The sequence below is a fragment of the Mycolicibacillus koreensis genome, from assembly GCF_002104795.1.
Taxonomy (GTDB): Bacteria; Actinomycetota; Actinomycetes; order Mycobacteriales; family Mycobacteriaceae; genus Mycobacterium; species Mycobacterium koreense.
In genome coordinates this window covers 15,728-33,594 of sequence record NZ_NCXO01000016.1, presented here as the reverse complement: position 1 = coordinate 33,594, position 17,867 = coordinate 15,728, and the positions used below count along the sequence as shown (strand labels likewise).

Sequence of the window (17,867 nt, the reverse complement as noted above, 5' to 3'; positions counted from 1 at the left end):
ATATGTAGGACCGGGTTTTTCAACGACGATCCCTGGTGCGGTCGTGACCAGGGAGCCGAGAACTTCCACCGATCTTGCTGTCCCGCCAGATCGATTCGAGGTGGTGACGACTCCGTCGGCGGCGATGATGTCGGAGTGGTCACCGCGGTGTCCGGTCGCCTGGTCGTGTCCGTGTGAAGCTGCCGTGAAAGCCCGGGAAGAAGCCGGTGGGTCCGGCCGCTGTGGCGACGGGCCCGTCGTGGATGTTGCGGGCATCGATGATGTGTAGTGAGGTGCACCCGCCGCTGGTGACCTGTGTCAGTAGCCAGCCGTCGTCTTCGGCGACTGCGTCGGTACGGGGAACGAAGAAGGGTTCGCCGGGGACGTCGCCGGGCGCGAATTGCAGACGCTGTTCGGTTCCGGTGGTGTGGTCGACTTTGTAGATCTCGTTGGGGGTCTCGGGCGTGGAGCGAAGCGTCGTGTAGTAGCCGTACGTGTAGGGAAGACCGGCTCGCCGCCAGTCGTACTGCGGTAGCTCATAGCGACGGGCATTGATGTCGCGCAGTGAAATCGTGCCGGAGGGTGCGATGGTGACGCGTGTGGTGCAGCCGCCGACGGCGCGGGTGCTGGTCCGGAACTGCCGCGTCGGTACGAAGAAGTCATCAGGGTCGGGGAACCTGACAAGATCGACGTGTACGCCGAGGTCGTCTTGGTAGGCGTTGACGATGTGAACGTAGGCCAGGGGCTCGTCAAGGGTGTATTCGGCCATCTGACCGCCGTTGCGGGGGACCAAGATAACGCGTGTGGGCTTATCCCGGTGCCATTGCGCTGCGAGTTCTTGAGGCTGGGTCAGCGCCTTCCACGGGTCGACGGTGATCGGTGAGATCAGGAAGACGAGGAATTTCTCCGTGATCGCGAAGTCGTGCTGGATATGGGCTCCGTCGAGGGGAATCGTCGCGATCGAACGGGTGTGACCGTCGGGGCTGGTTCGGTAACACCTGAGGCCGAGGGGCAGTTTCGGCAGCAGACGGGGCACGACGTCGATACCGAAGTTGAACAGTTCGCCGGTCGTGGCGTCGACGCGCGGGTGCGGAGAGTATCTGCCGATGCGACTCAGCGCGCCGTCGAGCGAGCAGGCGCCGATGGTCGTCAGGGTGTGGGGATCGAGTTCCCAGGGTTTGCCGGCATCGGACAACGCCAGCAACCGCCCGGCGTGGAACATCGCTTGTGTATTGGCGGAATCTGCGGGCAGACGTGGTTGCGCCACCACCCGGGCAGTCGGTTACCGATGCCCTTGACGTCGGCGCCGCGCCCGTTCTGTATCTGGGTGAACTTGCGGGTGCGGACATATCGCGATCGGAAGGTGATTCGGCCGCCGTCCAACCGGTACCGGCAGACCAACCCGTCGCCGTCGAATGGATGCTGTGCGGCGAAGCCGCCACCTTCGAAACGCACGGGCCCGTTGCGGTAGAGGATGCCGCTGAGTTCGCCGGGAACGGTGCCGTCGATCTCCAGTTCCACCGGTTCCGGAGTTTCCGGTATGTCGGCGGTGTCGACGAAAATCGGGTTCCGTCGGTGTTCTTGCAGAGCCTGGTCCATGTCTCTCCTCGGCGCACGGCAACCTCGTGGTGTCGTCACCCACACCATCTGGATATGACGATATCCACATCATTGGCGGTGGGCGTCGGATTGTCAACGTGGCGGTAGGCTCAGTGGCATCGAAACGGATCAGCCTGAACGCGTCTACGGTGGCAAGTCGCTGGGCGAACGCCGTGCCCAACGCAGGCAACAGCTGTTCACCGCGGTCTTCGATTGCCTCCGGGACGACGCAGCTGACCGGTTGTCGGTACGGCAGGTCGTTGTCAGATCCCGCCTCAACCAGCGCTACGTGTACCAGGAGTTCGGCAGCCTCGACGGGATGCTGCAAGCCAGCTTCGACGTCGCCTTCGCCGAACTCTTCGAGTATCTGCAGGCGCTGGCGCAAGAACCGCCGGCCTCGGTCGAGGCCGGCGCTGCCGTACTGGCTCGAGCTGTCTGTGCCTTCATCGAACACCAACCACACAAAGCCCGCCTCATCCTCGTGGACTCGCTGAAAGTGGCCTCCCTCGCGGCGCGACGGCGCGACGCGATCCAGGACATCGCCGAGGCGTATTACCAGTTCCTCAACCGCTGGGTCGAAGACGGCAAACATACCCGTGACGACCTCATGCTGGTCTCACGCTTTCTCGTCGGAGCTACCGGTGAAGTCATCATCGGAACCCTCGACCAATCGATCCCGGGAAGCCCGGCTGACCACGTCGACGTGCTCGCCCGCCTGTTCGCAGACACACTGCGACAATTCGAGAGACCCAGCGCTGAGCGGTATTCGGGCGCAACGGCTCCGGGACCGCAGCCTGCTGAGTCTCAAGGCACGCGAATCGAACTCAGCTGAACGGGCGACGACGGTCGATCAGCTTCGAGGTCAGGCCGCTGCCGCGCCACAGCCGGGCCACCAGGTCGGCGTCGTCGTCGGTGACCAAATTGGCCATCACCCGCACCGCCACCGTCATCAACGCCGAGGACCGCATCGCCAGCGGCCCGGTCGCGGGCAAGAACCGTTTGAACGTCAACAGCAGTGCAAGCCGGCGCGCGATCGAGAAGCTGCGCCCGTAGCGCTCCTGCAGCACCGCCGGCCACGCGTGGGTCAGGTCGGGCTGATCGAGCAACTCCGCGGCCAGCCGCCCGGATTCCAGGCCCGAGTCGATGCCTTCGCCGTTGAGCGGGTTGACGCACGCCGCGGCGTCGCCGATCAGCATCCAGTTCGCCCCGGCCACCCCCGAGACCGCCCCGCCCATCGGCAACAGCGCCGAGAGCATCGCCCGCGGATCGGACTCAAAACCCCACTCCTCGCGGCGCAGATCGGCGTAGTAGCGCATCAGCGGGCGCAGCGCCAGGTCGGCCTGCCGCTTGGTGGTCGACAGCGCGCCCACCCCGATATTGACCTCGCCATTGCCCAGCGGGAAGATCCAGCCGTAGCCGGGCAGCAGTGCCCCGTCCGGCGACCGCAGCTCCAGATGCGAGGTCAGCCACGGCTCGTCGTGGCGAGGTGAGGCGAGGTAACCGCGCGCAGCCACCCCGTAGACGGTCTGCTGATGCCACTGCCGCCCCAGCACCCGGCCCAGCGGCGAGCGCGCCCCGTCGGCGACGATCAAGCTCTGGCAGCGCACCGTCGCACCATCGGCTAGTTGCACCGAACACACCCGCCCGGTGGCGTCGTGATGAACACCGACTGCCTTGACGCCCAGCAACATTCGGGCACCGGATTCCTCTGCGGTGCGACGGATCCGGTCATCGAGTTCGGTGCGTGGCACCGCGCTGCCGGTCGACGGGAATGACGGTCCGGGCCAGGCGACCTCGACGGCGCTGCCGAAACCGCTCAACCGCAGGCCGCGGTGTTGCACCCGCCCCGCCAGCCACTCCGACAGCCCCAGCCGGTTCAGTTCGGCCACCGCGCGCGGCGTCAGTCCGTCGCCGCAGGCCTTGTCGCGCGGGAAGGACGCCGAATCGATCAGCAGCACGTCGCGTCCGGCCCGCGCCGCCCAGGCCGCGGCCGCCGAACCGGCCGGTCCGGCGCCGACCACTACCAGCTCGGCGTCTTCAGGTACGCCGGTCGCAGAGTCACCCATGGTTCACCAGTATGTTGGAGCCGTGAGTACACCGGTGAACGTGGTGGCCGGCGTCGACCTCGGTGACCCGGCGTTCGCTGCGAACGTCCGCGACGCGGTGGGCCGCATCGAGGAGTTGATGGACACCGAGCTGCGCAGCAGCGACGCGTTGATGACCGAGGCGGTCACCCACCTGTTCGACGCCGGCGGCAAACGGTTCCGCCCGCTGTTCACCGTGCTCGCCGCCCAGCTCGGCCCCGACCCGGACGCCTGGCAGGTCACCGTCGCCGGCGCGGTCATCGAGCTGGTGCACCTGGCCACCCTCTACCACGACGACGTGATGGACGACGCCGAGATGCGCCGCGGCGCCCAGAGCGCCAACGCTCGCTGGAGCAACAGCATCGCGATCCTGGCCGGCGACTACCTGTTCGCGACCGCCTCGCGGCTGGTGTCGCGGCTGGGACCCGACGCGGTGCGCATCATCGCCGAGACGTTCGCCGAACTGGTCACCGGCCAGATGCGCGAGACGCGCGGCAGCACCGCGGGCGCCGACCCGATCGAGCACTACCTCACCGTCGTGTACGAGAAGACCGCCTGCCTGATCGCCGCGTCGGGTCGTTTCGGCGCGACGTTCTCCGGCGCTGACGACACCCAGATCGACCGGCTCGCCCGTCTCGGCGGCATCGTGGGCACCGCGTTCCAGATCTCCGACGACATCATCGACATCGACAGCGACCCCGATGAGTCGGGCAAACTGCCCGGCACCGACCTGCGGGAAGGGGTGCACACCCTGCCGGTGCTCTACGCGCTCGCCGACACCGGCCCGGACGCCGACCGGTTGCGTGAGGTGCTGGTCGGCCCGATCGACGACGACGCCCTGGTCGACGAGGCGTTGACGCTGCTGCGCCGCTCGTCGGGAATGACCCGGGCCAAACAGACCGTCGCCGAGTACGCACAGCGCGCCCGCGCCGAGCTGGAGCTGCTGCCGGCATGTGCCGGCCGCGACGCTTTGGCCACCCTGGTCGACTACACCGTCACCCGTCACGGCTGAACGCCGGAACCTCCCCGCGCCCGATGGCGTTTAATCAGCAGTAGTCCGCGAGGAGGCGACCGGTGATGAAATGGCATCCGCACCACAACACGGCAAAGACGTTTGCGCTGATGGTGGTGATGTCGGCGCTGATCGTCGTGGTCGGACGGATGTTCGGCCCGACCGCGATGTGGGTGGCGGTGGCCATCGCGGTCGCGATGAACTTCTACAGCTACTTCAACAGCGACAAGCTCGCACTGCGGGCGATGCGCGCCCAACCGGTGACCGAGGTGCAGGCCCCGGTGATGTACAAGATCGTGCGTGAGCTGGCGACCGTTGCCCACCAGCCGATGCCGCGGCTTTACATCAGCGACACCAACGCCCCGAACGCGTTCGCCACCGGACGTAATCCGCGTCACGCCGCGGTCTGCTGCACCACCGGGATCCTGCAACTCCTCGACGAGCGGGAACTGCGCGCGGTGCTCGGCCACGAGCTCTCCCACGTCTACAACCGCGACATCCTGATCTCCTGTGTGGCCGGGGCGTTGGCGTCGGTGATCACCGGTCTGGCCAACATGGCGATCTTCGCCGGCGCGTTCGGCGGCAACCGCCAAGGCGGCAACCCCTTCGCGATGCTGCTGGTGTCGTTGCTGGGACCGATCGCGGCGAGTGTGATCAAGATGGCGGTGTCGCGCTCGCGGGAGTACCAGGCCGACCAGTCCGGCGCGGAGCTCACCGGTGACCCGCTGGCGTTGGCCTCCGCGCTGCGCAAGATCTCCGACGGGGTGCAGGCCGCACCGCTTCCGCCGGAGCCGGAATTCGCCAACCAGTCGCATTTGATGATCGCCAACCCGTTCCGGGTGGGGGAGAAGATGGGGCAGCTGTTCTCCACTCACCCGCCGATGGCCGACAGGATCCGCCGACTGGAGCAGATGGCAGGGCGCTGAGACCACGAAAACGTCTCGAAAACACCGGATTTCACCGCTCGTCCCGCGGTTTCCGAACGCCCGGTATAAAAATTATACCTCTGGTCAAAATATATCGGGTCAGATATGATATGGGGACGTTGCGCTATCGGAAGCTAAGGGGGTTTCCCCATGATTACCCAATCCGAGCCGAAGTTCTACGATTCCGCCTACCGCGATGCCGGATGGTCGACGACTCTGAGCCAGCTGGTGTACGTCACCCGCGTCGGCGCCGAGATGACCCAGGCGGAACTGGCCGCCGCGATGGGCACCAGTCAGTCCGCGATCGCGTCCTGGGAGAGCGGCGCCCGGATACCCGGGGTGGAGACCCTGGAGCGTCTCGCGGTCGCGTGCGGCAAGAAGCTGCACGTCAGCATTGAAGCTGACTGACCGCAACGGCGGCGCCGGTGCTGCGGTGGACGGTGCCACCGCGAACGCAGTGCTGGTGTTGCCAATCGTCGAGGGCGTCCTGGGCGGCGTGGTCGAACACGATCGTTGACACCTCGACGTAGACCGTTGTGCCCGGCGGCAGTGCGGCGAGGGCGGCGGTCAACTGGGGCAGTGACAAGAAGGTGCAGGCGCCTTCGATGCGCAGCCGCCACTCGGTGTCGTCGAGTTGTTCGGTGCTGACCTTCGCGCGCACCACCTGCCAGCCGGTCAGGATGATCGCCAGCGCCAGCCCGATGAGCACCCCGGCGAGCAGGTTGATGAACACCACCCCGGCGAGGGTCACCAGGTAGACGGTGAGGTTGCCGGTGCGGGCGGCGGTGCGGATGTCGCCGGGTTTGACTAGCCGCGCCCCGATGACGATCAGCAGCCCGGCCAGCGCCGCGGTCGGGATCTGTTCGATCAGCGCGCAGAACGGCACCGCGAACAGCAACACCCACACCCCGTGCATGATCGCCGACGCCCGCGTGCGTGCGCCCGCGCCGACGTTGGTGGCGCTGCGCACGATCACCCCGGTGATCGGCAATCCGCCGAGACTGCCCGCGACGATGTTCGCCGAGCCCTGCCCGATCAGTTCCCGGTTGAAGTCGGTGCGCGGACCGGTGTGCATCCGGTCCACCGCCACCGCCGACAGCAGACTCTCGATGCTGGCGATCAACGCGACGGTGAGCACCCCCACCGCGAACGCGCCCCAGTGCCCGTCGGGCAGTGACGGCAGGGCGATCGCGTCGAGCAGCGAACCGTCCAGCCGGATGCGGGTCACCTCGACCGGCACCGCCAGCGACAGCGCCGTGACCGCCACGATCGCCACCAGCGGGCCGGGGATGCGCGATGCGAGCCCCGGCAGCCGGCCCCAGCCGACCATGATCGCGATCACCAGGGTGCCCAGCACGACGCTGACGGGACTCGCATCCGCGACGGCGGCGGGCAGCCCGACCAGGTTGGCCCACGCCGAACTCGCCGACTCTCCGCCGAGCAGTACATGGGCCTGCTGCAAGGCGATGGTGATCCCGATGCCGGCCAGCATGGCGTGCACGACGAACGGCGAGATCGCCAAGGCGGCGCGCGCCACCCGGCTCAGCCCGAAGATCACCTGCAGCACCCCGGCGGCCACGGTGATCGCACAGGTCACCGCCCAGCCGAACTGGGCGACCAGCCCGGCCACGATCACGGTGAGCCCGGCTGCCGGTCCGCTGACCTGGACCACCGACCCACCGAGTGCGCCGGCGACGACACCGCCGACGATCGCCGAGATCAGCCCCGCCAACACCGGGGCGTCGGAGGCCACGGCGATCCCCAACGACAGCGGCAGCGCGACGAGGAAGACCACCAGCGACGCCGGAAGGTCGTAGCGCAGAATCGCTCTGAGCCGATCGGTCGACGCTGAGCCCGTCGCCGTCTGGGTGCGGTGCTCAACCTGCAGAATGAGAGTCTCCCTTGATCTGGTAATCAGACTGTGCGCCAAGCATTTCCCGGGCGCTTTTCTGCGACGCTAAGGGCGCGCGAATCCGGTGGGCAAACCGGTGCCGACGATGCATAGAAAACTCACATACGCGCGGTGAGACACGCCACAAAACCGCCGGTCAAGGTTAATTCTTCGTGAACGGATTGGCGATTGTCGATCGGGCCGGAAGAATGTCGCCATGGCAACCGCACCGCCGGACGGCGGGCAGCACCGGCGGCAGGCCATCCTGGGGCGCCTGCCCCGCATGCATCGCCCCGACGGCTCACCGATCCGGGTCCTGTTGGTCGACGACGAACCCGACCTGACCAGCCTGGTCGAACGGGCTCTGCAGTACGAGGGCTGGGAGGTCGACGTCGCCCGCGACGGCCGCGAGGCGCTGCACCAGATCAGCGCCGGAGACCACGACGTCCTGGTGCTCGACATCATGCTGCCCGACATCGACGGCATGCAGGTGCTGCAGCGAGTACGCGAATCCGAATCCTATCTCCCCACACTGCTTCTCACCGCACGGGATTCGGTGATGGACCGGGTCAGTGGGCTGACCGCCGGGGCCGACGACTACATGACCAAGCCGTTCAGCCTCGAAGAACTGGTCGCCCGGTTGCGCGGGCTGCTGCGCCGCTCGGCACTGCTGGGCAACCCGGTGCCCGAGCGGCTGATCGTCGGCACCCTGGTGCTCGACGGTGCGAGCCGCGAGGTCACCCGCGACGGCGATCAGATATCCCTGACCGCAACAGAATTCGACTTGTTGCGCTTCATGATGAGCAACCCGAATCGGGCGTTGAGTCGCACCGAGATCCTCGAACAGGTGTGGAATTACGGGTTCAACGGCAAGACCGGCATCGTCGACCTCTACATCTCCTACCTGCGCAGGAAGATCGACGCCGAGCGCGACGCGATGATCCACACCGTGCGCGGCGTCGGCTACCTGCTGCGACCGCCGCGATGAGCCCGCGGTGGCGGTTCCGGTGGCCGAGGTCGGTGCGCACCCAACTGGTCGTCGGGGTCTGCGCGGTGGTCAGCGTGGTGGTCCTCGCCCTCGGTGTGTTCTCGGCGCTGAGCCTGCGCAGCTACGTGACCACGATGAACGACGCGGAGGTGTCGCGGTCGCTGGCCGCGTTCAGCCACGCCTTCGCGCAGCGTCGCGAACGCGCCGCCGACGAGCCGCTCACCCATTTCGTCGGACAGGGCCCGGGCAACCTGATCGCGGTGCTCGACGACGACACCGTGGTCAACTCGGCGGTGTTCGCCGACGGTGAGGCCCGCCCCGCCGGCCCCGATCTCACCGCCGCGTTGCAGGCCCAGCAGTGGACCGACGGCGTCGCGCACACCGTCTCCCTCGGGTCCGCCGGGGACTACCGGGTGCAAAGCCGCACCGTCGACGGGCACCGGCTGGTCGCCGGGATCTCGCTGACCCGCTCGAGTGCGCTGCTGACCACCAAGATCCTGCTGGTGGCGGCGCTGGTGGCGGTCGCCCTGGTGATCACCGCGCTCGGCACGATCGCGGTGATCGGCTACGCCCTGCGGCCGCTGCGCCGGGTGGCGGCCACCGCCGCCGACGTCGCCGCGTTGCCGCTGGCCGACCCCGACCACCGCATCACCACCCGGGTGCGCGACACCGACCCGGCCAGTGAGGTCGGCGTGGTCGGCCAGACGCTGAACCTGCTGTTGGAGAACGTCGACGCCGCGCTGGCCGAACTCGCCGGCGCCGAGCGGCGCACCCGCCGGTTCCTCGCCGACATCAGCCATGAACTGCGCACCCCGCTGGCGGTCATCCAGGGCTATGCGGAACTGACCCGCCAGGACAGCGCGACGCTGCCGGCCACCAGCGAACACGCGCTGGGACGCATCGAAGCCGAGGCACACCGGATGGTGACGCTGGTGGAGGACCTGCTGCTGCTGTCCCGGCTGGACGAACGCCAGGACCTGCGCACCGAGGACGTGGAGCTGACCGACCTGGTCAGCGACGCCGTCGGCGACGCCGCGGTCGCCGGCCCCGACCACCGGTGGGTCACCGACCTGCCCGAGGCTCCGGTGCGCGTCAGCGGGGACCGGGACCGGCTACTGCAACTGGTCGCCAACCTGTTGTCCAACGCGCGGGTGCACACCCCGGCCGGGGTGACGGTGACCGCTGCGGTCACCGTCGACGCCACCCACGCCGAGGTGACCGTCACCGACGACGGGCCGGCCATCGAACCGGCGCTGCTGCCGCATCTGTTCGACCGGTTCGTGCAGGCCGACGCCGCGCGCTCCCGGCACGCCCAGGGCGCGGGGCTGGGACTGCCGATCGTGGCGGCGATCGCCGAAGCCCATCACGGCACCGTGGCGGCCGAATCCACCGGCGGGCACACCGTGTTCCGGGTGCGGCTGCCGCTCGGCTAGAAACCGCTGCCGTACACCTCGTGGCCCGGGGTTTCGGCGATCAGCCCGCGGTAGGCCTGCTCGACGGTGGAGCCGTGGTTGATCACCCCGTCGACCTCCCGGGCGATGGGCATGTTCAACCCGTACTTGCCGGCGAACTCCATGACCACGCTGGCCGCCTTGACCCCTTCGGCGACCTGGTTCATCGCCGCGATGATCTCCTCGACGGTCTTGCCCGACCCGAGCTGCTCGCCGACGTGGCGGTTGCGGCTGCGCTTGCTGGTGCAGGTGACGATGAGATCACCCATACCGGCCAGCCCGGCGAACGTGTCGCGCTGCCCGCCCATCGCCTCGCCGAGCTTGGACATCTCGCGCACCGCCCGCGCCATCACCATCGCGCGGGTGTTCTCCCCGATCCCCAGCGAATAGCCCATGCCCACCGAGATCGCGTAGACGTTCTTCAGCGCCCCGGCCATCTCCACACCCACCACGTCGTCGGTGGTGTAGGTGCGGAACCGTTTGGTGCGGAACAGCCCCGCCAGGTTCGCCGCCAGATGCTGGTCGGGCATCGCCAGCACCGCCGCCGCGGCGAAGCCCTCGGCGACCTCGCGGGCGATGTTGGGTCCGGCCAGGATCCCGGCGGGATGGCCCGGCAGCACCTCTTCGACGATCTGGGACATCCGCATGTTGGTGCCCTGCTCGAGGCCCTTGACCAACGACACCACCGGCACCCAGGGGCGCAGCTCGGCGGCGAGTTCGGTGAGCACCCCGCGGAAGCCGTGGGAGGGCACGCCCATCACGATGACGTCGGCGCAGCGGGCGGCCTCGGTGAAGTCGGTGGTGGCCCGAAGGGTGTCGCTGAGCACCACCTCCTCACCCAGATAACGGGAGTTGCGGTGGTTGGTGTTGATGTCCTCGGCGGTCTCCTGCGAGCGCACCCACTGCAGCGTCGGGCCGCGGCGCGCGCAGATGGAGGCGACGGTGGTGCCCCAGGATCCCCCGCCGAGAACGACGACCTTCGGTGTGCGGATGGCAGCTGACATGTCGATCAGCGTATTGGGGTCCGCCGTCCTATACCGGCGGGTTGGCAAACTGGCCGTGGCTCACCAGGTGTCGACGACGCGTCCGCTGCCGAAGAACCCGTCGCGGCCGGCGGCGGCGGCCAGCGTCGCGGCGATCACCGACCGGGTCTCGGCCGGGTCGATGACGTCGTCGATCTCGAATGCCCGCGCGACGTTGAACCCGGTGACCCGTTCGCGGTAGGCGGCGGTGGCCTCGCGGACCAGCTGCTCGGCGGCGGCGGGATCGTCGAGTTCGGCGAGCTGTTTTCGCAGCGACAGCCGCACCGCCCCCTCCAGGCCCATCGGGCCCATGTGCGCCGACGGCCAGGCCACGGTGAGCAGCGGCTCCTGGGTGGACCCACCGAGCATCGCCTGGGCGCCGAGTCCGTAGCCGCGGCGCAGCACCACCCCGATCAGCGGCACCTGCAGGCGAGCGGCGGCGGCGAGCACCCGCGCGGAGTGCCGCAGCACCGCGGTCCGCTCGGCGTCGGGCCCGCCCATGATGCCGGGGGTGTCGACCAGCGAGACCACCGGAATGCCGAACGCGTCGCACAGCTGCAGGAACCGGGCCGCCTTATCCGAGGCGTCGGCGGTGAGCGCCCCGGCCATGCGCAGCGTCTGGTTGGCCAAAAACCCCACCGGGCGGCCCTCGATGCGCCCGAACGCGGTGACCAGCTCCGGGGCGAACTGCTCGCGCAGCACGGTGACGGTGCCGGTGTCGCAGATCGTGGTGATCACCGGGCGCACGTCGAACGGGGTGCGTTCACGCGCGGGGATCACCGCACGCAGCGCGGTCTGGTCGGCGACCGGCCCGGCGGGGCGGTCCCCGGCGAAATACCCGACGAGGGTGCGGGCCAGCGCGACCGCGGCGGCCTCGTCGGGCACCACCGCGTCGATGACCCCGTTGGGGGCCATCACCGAGACCGGCCCCAACTCCTCGGCGCGGTGCTCGCCGAGGCCGCCGGCGGCCAGCATCACCGGCCCGGCCACCCCCAGGGTGGTGTTCTCGGTGGCGATGAGTACGTCGGCGCTCGCGGCGAGCACCGCGTTGCCGGCGAAACACGGACCCGCGCTGATCGCGATGCGCGGCGCCACACCGGAGAGCTTCGCCCACAGTGCGAACGTCCGCACATCCAGGGCGGAGACCGCCGGATAGTCGGTGTCGTTGGGTCTTCCCCCGCCACCCTCGGTGAAAAATACGGTGGGGCAACGCAACCGAGCCACCGTCGCCAGAAGTCGATCGGATTTGTGGTGCCCGCGAAGACCCTGGGTGCCGGCCATCACCAGATAGTCGTAGCTCAATACCGCGCACTGGGCGCCGTCGATGCGGGCCAGCCCGCCGATCAGGCCGTCGGCGGGGCTGCGCGCCATCAGCTCCTCGACCGAGAGTCGCTGCTCCTGGGCGGCGGTGGCCAGCCGCCCGTACTCGACCAGCGAACCCGCATCGATGAGGTCGGCGATGTTCTCCCGCGCGCTGCGTCCGCCCGCGGCGTGACGGCGGGTGACCGCATCGGCGCGGGCGGCGTCCTCGGTGAAAGCCCGACGCCGGTACAGCTCGGCCAGATCGTCGCCGTCGCCGGGCGCCACGCCGCTGCTCAACCGGCCAACGCCGGTTGAGCGCAGCGTCCGAACACCATCGCCTCGTCGATGCGGTCGAACCGGTAGTCCAGTGCGTCGGCGAAATAGTTCTGCCGAACATTCCACGGCCGCTTGGTGCCTGATTTCGGCAGTGCGTGCAGCGCGCGCAGCACATACCCGGCCTGGATGTCCCAGGCCGGTTTCTCCGGCATCGGCTCACCGCCCAGATGCGGATAGGCGTGGGTGTAGCCGCGGGTGCGCATGTGCTCCACCAGTTTCGCCGTCGCCCGCGCAGTCATGTCGGCGCGCAACGTCCAGGAGGCGTTGGTGTAGCCGACGCACCAGAACAGGTTGGGGACGTCCTCGAGCATGTGGGCTTTGTAGACGAACCGGTCGGCGGGTTTGATCTCGGTGCCGTCCAGTGAGATCCGCACCCCGCCGAGTGCCTGCAGCTGCAGGCCGGTGGCGGTGACGATGATGTCGGCGTCGAGGTGGGCGCCGGACTGCAGCGTGATGCCGTCGGCGTCGAATCGCTCGATGCGGTCGGTGACCACGTCGGCGCGGCCCTCGCTGATCGCGGTGTACAGGTCGGCATCGGGGATCAGGCACAGCCGTTGGTCCCACGGCTGGTAGCGGGGTTTGAAATGCACGTCGACGGCGTAGCCGGGCGGCAGGTTGGTGATCGCCTGACGGCGCAGCAGCCACTTCAAAAGCGGCGGGGTCTTGCGGGCCAACACCCAGATGATGCCCTCGAACACCGCGTTGCGCAGCCGGATGATCGGGTGGGCGAGCCTCCGCGGCAACACTTTTCGCAGAACGTCAGCGAACGGACTAAACCGTGACGCCGAGATCAGATAGGTGGGGGAGCGCTGCAGCATGGTGACGTGGGCAGCTTTCTGCGCCAGCGCGGGGATCAGCGAGACCGCTGTGGCCCCACTGCCGATCACCACCACCCGTTTGCCGGTGTGGTCGAGGTCCTCCGGCCAGTGCTGGGGGTGCACCACGGTGCCGCTGAACTGATCGGCGCCGGGGAAATCCGGGGTGTAGCCGTGGTCGTAGTTGTAGTAGCCGGATCCGAAGAACACGAACCGGGCCCGGTAGGTGCGCTGTTGACCGTTGTGGCTGACCTGCACCGCCCAGGTGTCGGTGGTCGAATCCCAGTCGGCGGCGAGCACTTCGCTGTCGAATTCGATGTGCTCGTCGATGCCGTACTTTTGGGCGGTCGCGGCCAGGTACTCGCGGATCTTGTCGCCGTCGGCGACCCCTTCCGGGCGGGTCCACGGCTCGTAGGGGAAGCACAGGGTGAAGATGCTGGAGTCCGACCGCACACCCGGGTAGCGGAACAGGTCCCAGGTGCCGCCGATGCGGGCGCGCCGCTCCACGATCACGTAGCGGGCGGCCGGGTTGCGTTCGGTGATGCGGTAGGCCGCACCGATCCCGGAGATGCCGGCGCCGACGATCAGCACGTCGAGGCAGTCGCCACCGTCGCCGCCGTCGCCGGTCTGCTCGGGGGCGGGCTGGCGTGTCACCGTCATCGCGGTCCTCACTTCCGGGTGTGGTCTCGATCACCACGATAGGCACCCCGGCGGTGTTTGGGCCACAAGTCGCAGCGACGAGATGGCTATGGTCGAAGGCAGGCGGGGTTTTTCCCGTCGTCGGCCCCGAAGGAGGCGGCAGATGTTGCACAACGATTTTCCCGGAGTCCGTGAGATCGAGGTCCTCGCATCGGTGCACGGGCGGACCTGCGTGACGATCGTGACGCCCACCGAGGGCAAGCCGCAACATCCCGACGCGCCGGTGACCGCGTTTCGTAACCAGACCAGGGCGGCGCTGCAGAGCATCACCGACGACGGGGAGCGACAGATCTTCGCCGAGGGGTTCGTCGAGTTCACCGACCCGGATTTCTGGCGCCACCAGTCCCGTTCGCTGGTGGTCTACGCCACCACCGACGGGGTGTTGACCTACCGGCTGCCCAACCGGCTCACCGCCGTCGAAGTGGTCGCCGACCGGCTGCACCTCAAGCCGCTGCTGCGGGCGACGACCTTTCCGCAGAGCGCGTTCATCCTGGCGTTGGCGGAGAACTCGGTGCGGCTCATCGAGCTGTCCGGCGACGCTCCCGCCCGGGAACTGGCCGTGCCGGATCTGCCCACCAGTGCTGCCGACCACGCCGGACGCTCGGCGATCACCGGCCGCAGCGAGTTCGGGGGCCTGTCGGGCTCCGACCAACGCCAGGTGCGGGTGCGCCAGTACGCGCGGGCGATCGACCGGGCCCTGCGTGCGGTGCTGCCCGACGGGACGCTGCCGCTGATCCTCGCGGCGGCCGAGCCGATCGCCTCCACCTACCGGGAGGTCAACTCCTACCCGGGGCTGGTGGCCGAGACGCTGACCGGCAGCCCCGAAACCCGCTCGGCGGGCCAGCTGGCCGCCGACGCCCGCCCGGTGCTCGACCGCTTCTACGCCGACCAGATCGAGCAGTGGCACCGGGTCTTCGCCGAGCGCCGCGCGCAGGGCCGAGCCCTGACCGACCTCGCCGACGCCGCGCGGGCGGCCACCTACGGCCAGATCGCCACCATGCTCATCGACATGGACACCGTGGTCGCCGGGGCGATCGACCCGGAGACCGGGGCGGTGTCACTGGAGACCGGGGACACCGGGTACGGGCTGGTCGACGAGATCGCCCGGCGCGCGCTGCTCGCCGGAGCCCGGGTGCTGGCGGTGCGCCGCGCCGACATCCCCGACGGCGGCGAACTCGCCGCGATCCTGCGGTTCGCGCCGGTCAGCGGTAGTTGACGAACTGCAGCGCCACCTCGAGGTCGGCCTTCTTCAGCAGCGCGATCACCGACTGCAGATCGTCGCGCTTCTTCGACGACACCCGCACCTCCTCGCCCTGAATCTGCGCCTTGACGCCCTTGGGGCCCTCGTCGCGGATGAGCTTGGTGATCTTCTTGGCGTTCTCGCTGGAGATGCCCTGCTTGATGGTGCCGACCACCTTGTAGCCCTTGCCGGACGCCTGCGGTTCACCGACCTCCAGCGACTTCATCGAGATGTCGCGGCGCACCAGCTTCTCCTTGAACACGTCGATGGCGGCCTTGACCCGCTCCTCGGTGGAGCTGCTCAACTCGACGGCCTCCTCACCTTTCCAAGCGATCGAGGTGTCGGTGCCGCGGAAGTCGAATCGGGTGGCCAGCTCCTTGGCGGCCTGGTTGAGGGCGTTGTCGACTTCCTGCCGGTCCACCTTGCTGACGACGTCGAACGATGAATCCGCCATGGAATGAGGTCCCCTTTCGGTGCGTGTCGCGGTCGCGGTGCCCCCATGGCCGCTTGTGGGTGCGGTCGGGGCGCGTTGTAGTCTGCTTAGCGCACCCCGCCAGGTTGCCCGAGCGGCCAATGGGAGCGGACTGTAAATCCGTCGGCGTAAGCCTACGCAGGTTCGAATCCTGCACCTGGCACCACAAGCACTCCAAGCGCGGCTGCGGCCGCGGCCGCGCTCACCACAGCTGATCGCTGACGTCCTCACCGCTGCTGCTGTCGTCGCGGTGATCGTTCCAGTCGTTGCACTCGCCGACCACCAGCGCCTGGCCGCGGTCGGGGTCCTCGGGCACCGGCGAGATCATGGTCGCCACCCCGTCTTTGACCGTTGTCCAGCGGTCGCTGTCGGGGGTCAGCGCCGCGGTCTGCCACCCGCTGACCCCGAGCAGCACCGCCACGTTTTTTAGTGAGGACTGCGCGGTGGTGTTTCGCGGGATCGCGAAGGTCATGTCGACCCGGCCGGTGTAGGGCGGCCCCGGGTTCTCCTCGGGGGCCGGCGGCGGGGCGCCGGGCTCCGCGGAGCACGGCTGGAACCAGAACCGTGCCTGCACGTCGTAGAGCGAGGCGACGTGGACGACCCGGCGGGCCGTCTCCACCACGCGGGCGCGGGCAGCGTCGTCGGAGAGCCCGGCACGCTCGGGCCCGGAGAGCGCCACCACGGTCAGCCCGGCGATGACCCCGAGCACCACCAGCGCGATACCGAGCACCAACACCGGGGTGCGGACCGCCCGGCGCTGCGCGTCCTCGGCGTCGGCCATCTCAGAGGTCACCGGTGAAATCGACGCTGCGCCAGCGATCGGGACGGATGGTGAACAGCACCGCCTCGGCGTCGTCGCCGGAGCGGGCGAACGCCCGGCCGGCCTTCTCGCCCAGGTAGCGCACCGCGATCCGCTCGCGGATCTCCAGCGGTGCCGGGGTGGTGGCCGCGGTGACCGTGCCCTCCACGATCACGTACTGGTAGGGCAGTTCTTCACGCTGCACCACCACGGTGACCACGCCGGCGGCCCGCACCAGCTTCGCGGTGCGGTTGTTGACCCCGGTGTTGATCAGGATGTCGCCGCCGGGGGTGTAGTCGTACCAGATCGGGATGGCGGCGGGGGGCCGGCCGTCGCCGGCGGCGACCGAGAGAACACAGATGTGTTTGTCGGCGAGGAACTGTTCACGTTCGGTCTCGGTGAAGGGGCGCGCCATGGGGATATTCCATCAGATCGGGGCGCCGGTGTGGGTCAGGTGGGGCAACCGCCGTCGTGCAGGTGCGGTTGCAGCTCGGTGAGCGGCACGCGGGCCTTGACCGCGGCGGCACCGACCGGCCCGACACGCGCCGCGGGCATGTACACCACCAGGTCGTCGCCGTCGAGGAACCATGCCCGGTAGTTGTCGCTGTAGTTTCCGCCGGATGCCCCGGGTTCGAAGCTCTCCACGGTCAGCGGTCCGTCGTCACCGAACTGCTCGACGATCTGGTCGTGGATCAGTGGCGGGATCGCCTCCGTCGGGTCGACGCCGGGGCAGAACAGGTCGCTGAGCTGCATCTGGCGTCCGGCGAAGAAGTCGAAGGTGAACGTGGTGTATTCCTCGTTGGGGTGAGGGGTGCCGGCGACGTACCAGTCGCCGTCGAAGACCACCGAGGTGATGTCGGGGCCGTGGTGGAACACCGAGTGCTTGAGGGTGGCGCTGCTCTCGCCGTCGCCACCGCCGTCGGACTCCGCGTGCTGGTGATAGAACTCGCGCACAAACGTTTTCAGCGCCGGACCGGCGGTCGGGTCGTCGATCAGCTCGATCGGATAGGTGACGCTGACATGGGTGTGCTCGGTTTTCCCGTCGAGGGTGCAGCGTCGCGCCGGGGTGTTCCACTGCCCGCCCAGCTGCGCACAGAACCCGATCGGTCCCGACGTCGTGGTCGGCGGGGAGTCCGGGTCGCCGCCCGGGGAGCCCTGGCAGCCGGCGGCCAGCAGCGACACGGCGCCCAGCGCCGCGATCCAACGAAGATGCGTCACCTGTGAGAGTTTACGAGGCCGGGCATGATGGTCC

General features: G+C 68.7%; 18 protein-coding genes and 1 tRNA gene. 8 read left to right on the top strand and 11 right to left on the bottom strand.

Translation table 11 applies throughout. The annotated features are described in order from the left end of the window. Positions 1 to 139: 139 nt before the first annotated feature. Positions 140 to 1,201: a carotenoid oxygenase family protein gene (locus tag B8W67_RS09165; RefSeq protein WP_069391784.1), complete on the bottom strand. Its 1,062-nt coding sequence runs from the start codon at positions 1,199 to 1,201 to the stop codon at positions 140 to 142. Beyond that, positions 1,129 to 1,578 (bottom strand): carotenoid oxygenase family protein, encoded by a 450-nt coding sequence (locus B8W67_RS21515; protein ID WP_069391783.1) that lies wholly within the window; start codon positions 1,576 to 1,578, stop codon positions 1,129 to 1,131. Before B8W67_RS21515 ends, B8W67_RS09165 begins: the two co-directional genes overlap by 73 nt. 289 nt (positions 1,579 to 1,867) lie before the next feature. Between B8W67_RS21515 and B8W67_RS09155 the strand changes: the two genes are divergently transcribed. Then, positions 1,868 to 2,410 carry a hypothetical protein gene (locus B8W67_RS09155; protein WP_085303592.1) on the top strand — a complete coding sequence of 181 codons (543 nt, stop codon included), beginning with the start codon at positions 1,868 to 1,870 and terminating at the stop codon, positions 2,408 to 2,410. On the opposite strand, the gene menJ is transcribed toward B8W67_RS09155, so the two are convergent. Beyond that, complete coding sequence (menJ, locus tag B8W67_RS09150; RefSeq protein WP_084228642.1) at positions 2,403 to 3,644, bottom strand: menaquinone reductase MenJ; 1,242 nt, start codon at positions 3,642 to 3,644, stop codon at positions 2,403 to 2,405. The two genes, B8W67_RS09155 and menJ, sit on opposite strands and share 8 nt — an antisense overlap. Positions 3,645 to 3,666: 22 nt before the next feature. On the opposite strand from menJ, the gene grcC1 reads away from it, so the two are divergent. From grcC1 to B8W67_RS09135, 3 genes are all read left to right on the top strand, one after another. After that, positions 3,667 to 4,674 carry a nonaprenyl/(2E,6E)-farnesyl/geranylgeranyl diphosphat synthase gene (gene grcC1, locus B8W67_RS09145; RefSeq protein WP_174254741.1) on the top strand — a complete coding sequence of 336 codons (1,008 nt, stop codon included), beginning with the start codon at positions 3,667 to 3,669 and terminating at the stop codon, positions 4,672 to 4,674. A gap of 65 nt (positions 4,675 to 4,739) precedes the next feature. Continuing rightward, positions 4,740 to 5,600 (top strand): zinc metalloprotease HtpX, encoded by an 861-nt coding sequence (gene htpX, locus B8W67_RS09140; RefSeq protein WP_069391781.1) that lies wholly within the window; start codon positions 4,740 to 4,742, stop codon positions 5,598 to 5,600. A 150-nt stretch (positions 5,601 to 5,750) separates the two neighbouring features. Next, entirely contained in the window at positions 5,751 to 6,008 is a 258-nt protein-coding gene (locus B8W67_RS09135; protein WP_069391780.1) for a type II toxin-antitoxin system RelB family anti-toxin, read from the top strand. Here B8W67_RS09135 and B8W67_RS09130 read toward each other — a convergent pair. Continuing rightward, positions 5,989 to 7,488 (bottom strand): SulP family inorganic anion transporter, encoded by a 1,500-nt coding sequence (locus tag B8W67_RS09130; RefSeq protein ID WP_069391888.1) that lies wholly within the window; start codon positions 7,486 to 7,488, stop codon positions 5,989 to 5,991. The genes B8W67_RS09135 and B8W67_RS09130 overlap by 20 nt on opposite strands. A gap of 220 nt (positions 7,489 to 7,708) precedes the next feature. Here B8W67_RS09130 and B8W67_RS09125 point away from each other — a divergent pair, with 220 nt between their 5' ends. Next, on the top strand, positions 7,709 to 8,479 hold the full coding sequence (locus B8W67_RS09125) for a response regulator transcription factor (RefSeq protein WP_069391779.1): 771 nt from the start codon (positions 7,709 to 7,711) through the stop codon (positions 8,477 to 8,479). Further along, positions 8,476 to 9,912 (top strand): sensor histidine kinase, encoded by a 1,437-nt coding sequence (locus tag B8W67_RS09120; RefSeq protein WP_085303590.1) that lies wholly within the window; start codon positions 8,476 to 8,478, stop codon positions 9,910 to 9,912. The genes B8W67_RS09125 and B8W67_RS09120 overlap by 4 nt, the downstream gene beginning before the upstream one ends. Here B8W67_RS09120 and B8W67_RS09115 read toward each other — a convergent pair. The 3 genes from B8W67_RS09115 to B8W67_RS09105 are packed head-to-tail and all read right to left on the bottom strand — an operon-like array spanning position 9,909 to position 14,065. Then, positions 9,909 to 10,934, bottom strand: a complete 1,026-nt coding sequence (locus B8W67_RS09115; protein WP_069391777.1) for an NAD(P)H-dependent glycerol-3-phosphate dehydrogenase — start codon at positions 10,932 to 10,934, stop codon at positions 9,909 to 9,911. The two genes, B8W67_RS09120 and B8W67_RS09115, sit on opposite strands and share 4 nt — an antisense overlap. Positions 10,935 to 10,994: 60 nt before the next feature. Further along, positions 10,995 to 12,551, bottom strand: coding sequence for an acyl-CoA carboxylase subunit beta (locus B8W67_RS09110; RefSeq protein WP_234806711.1), 1,557 nt, complete (start codon positions 12,549 to 12,551; stop codon positions 10,995 to 10,997). Further along, positions 12,548 to 14,065, bottom strand: a complete 1,518-nt coding sequence (locus tag B8W67_RS09105; RefSeq protein WP_069391776.1) for a flavin-containing monooxygenase — start codon at positions 14,063 to 14,065, stop codon at positions 12,548 to 12,550. The genes B8W67_RS09110 and B8W67_RS09105 overlap by 4 nt, the downstream gene beginning before the upstream one ends. Positions 14,066 to 14,207: 142 nt before the next feature. Between B8W67_RS09105 and B8W67_RS09100 the strand changes: the two genes are divergently transcribed. Beyond that, entirely contained in the window at positions 14,208 to 15,320 is a 1,113-nt protein-coding gene (locus B8W67_RS09100; RefSeq protein WP_069391775.1) for a baeRF11 domain-containing protein, read from the top strand. Here the strand turns inward: B8W67_RS09100 and B8W67_RS09095 are convergent. Continuing rightward, a complete protein-coding gene (locus B8W67_RS09095) occupies positions 15,307 to 15,798 on the bottom strand; it encodes a YajQ family cyclic di-GMP-binding protein (protein WP_069391774.1) in 492 nt (163 codons plus the stop codon). The genes B8W67_RS09100 and B8W67_RS09095 overlap by 14 nt on opposite strands. Positions 15,799 to 15,896: 98 nt before the next feature. Between B8W67_RS09095 and B8W67_RS09090 the strand changes: the two genes are divergently transcribed. Next, a tRNA-Tyr gene (locus B8W67_RS09090) sits at positions 15,897 to 15,982 on the top strand. 36 nt (positions 15,983 to 16,018) lie between these two features. Here the strand turns inward: B8W67_RS09090 and B8W67_RS09085 are convergent. Genes B8W67_RS09085 through B8W67_RS09075 form a run of 3 tightly spaced genes read right to left on the bottom strand, consistent with a single transcriptional unit; the run spans position 16,019 to position 17,833 of the window. Beyond that, positions 16,019 to 16,609 (bottom strand): lipoprotein LppJ family protein, encoded by a 591-nt coding sequence (locus B8W67_RS09085; RefSeq protein WP_131814663.1) that lies wholly within the window; start codon positions 16,607 to 16,609, stop codon positions 16,019 to 16,021. Next, positions 16,599 to 17,030, bottom strand: coding sequence for a pyridoxamine 5'-phosphate oxidase family protein (locus B8W67_RS09080; RefSeq protein ID WP_085303588.1), 432 nt, complete (start codon positions 17,028 to 17,030; stop codon positions 16,599 to 16,601). Before B8W67_RS09080 ends, B8W67_RS09085 begins: the two co-directional genes overlap by 11 nt. Before the next feature lie 35 nt (positions 17,031 to 17,065). Then, the gene (locus B8W67_RS09075; protein WP_133056086.1) at positions 17,066 to 17,833 is read right to left on the bottom strand and encodes a DUF3298 domain-containing protein; all 768 of its coding nucleotides are present in this window, start codon (positions 17,831 to 17,833) and stop codon (positions 17,066 to 17,068) included. Positions 17,834 to 17,867 lie beyond the last annotated feature (34 nt).

Bases quoted from the DNA above. Each gene is read 5' to 3' on its own strand.
- B8W67_RS09165 (WP_069391784.1), bottom strand. From the start codon at position 1,201: ATGTTCCACGCCGGGCGGTTGCTGGCGTTGTCCGATGCCGGCAAACCC.
- B8W67_RS21515 (WP_069391783.1), bottom strand. From the start codon at position 1,578: ATGGACCAGGCTCTGCAAGAACACCGACGGAACCCGATTTTCGTCGAC.
- menJ (WP_084228642.1), bottom strand. From the start codon at position 3,644: ATGGGTGACTCTGCGACCGGCGTACCTGAAGACGCCGAGCTGGTAGTG.
- htpX (WP_069391781.1), top strand. From the start codon at position 4,740: ATGAAATGGCATCCGCACCACAACACGGCAAAGACGTTTGCGCTGATG.
- B8W67_RS09135 (WP_069391780.1), top strand. From the start codon at position 5,751: ATGATTACCCAATCCGAGCCGAAGTTCTACGATTCCGCCTACCGCGAT.
- B8W67_RS09125 (WP_069391779.1), top strand. From the start codon at position 7,709: ATGGCAACCGCACCGCCGGACGGCGGGCAGCACCGGCGGCAGGCCATC.
- B8W67_RS09120 (WP_085303590.1), top strand. From the start codon at position 8,476: ATGAGCCCGCGGTGGCGGTTCCGGTGGCCGAGGTCGGTGCGCACCCAA.
- B8W67_RS09115 (WP_069391777.1), bottom strand. From the start codon at position 10,934: ATGTCAGCTGCCATCCGCACACCGAAGGTCGTCGTTCTCGGCGGGGGA.
- B8W67_RS09105 (WP_069391776.1), bottom strand. From the start codon at position 14,065: ATGACGGTGACACGCCAGCCCGCCCCCGAGCAGACCGGCGACGGCGGC.
- B8W67_RS09100 (WP_069391775.1), top strand. From the start codon at position 14,208: ATGTTGCACAACGATTTTCCCGGAGTCCGTGAGATCGAGGTCCTCGCA.
- B8W67_RS09095 (WP_069391774.1), bottom strand. From the start codon at position 15,798: ATGGCGGATTCATCGTTCGACGTCGTCAGCAAGGTGGACCGGCAGGAA.
- B8W67_RS09080 (WP_085303588.1), bottom strand. From the start codon at position 17,030: ATGGCGCGCCCCTTCACCGAGACCGAACGTGAACAGTTCCTCGCCGAC.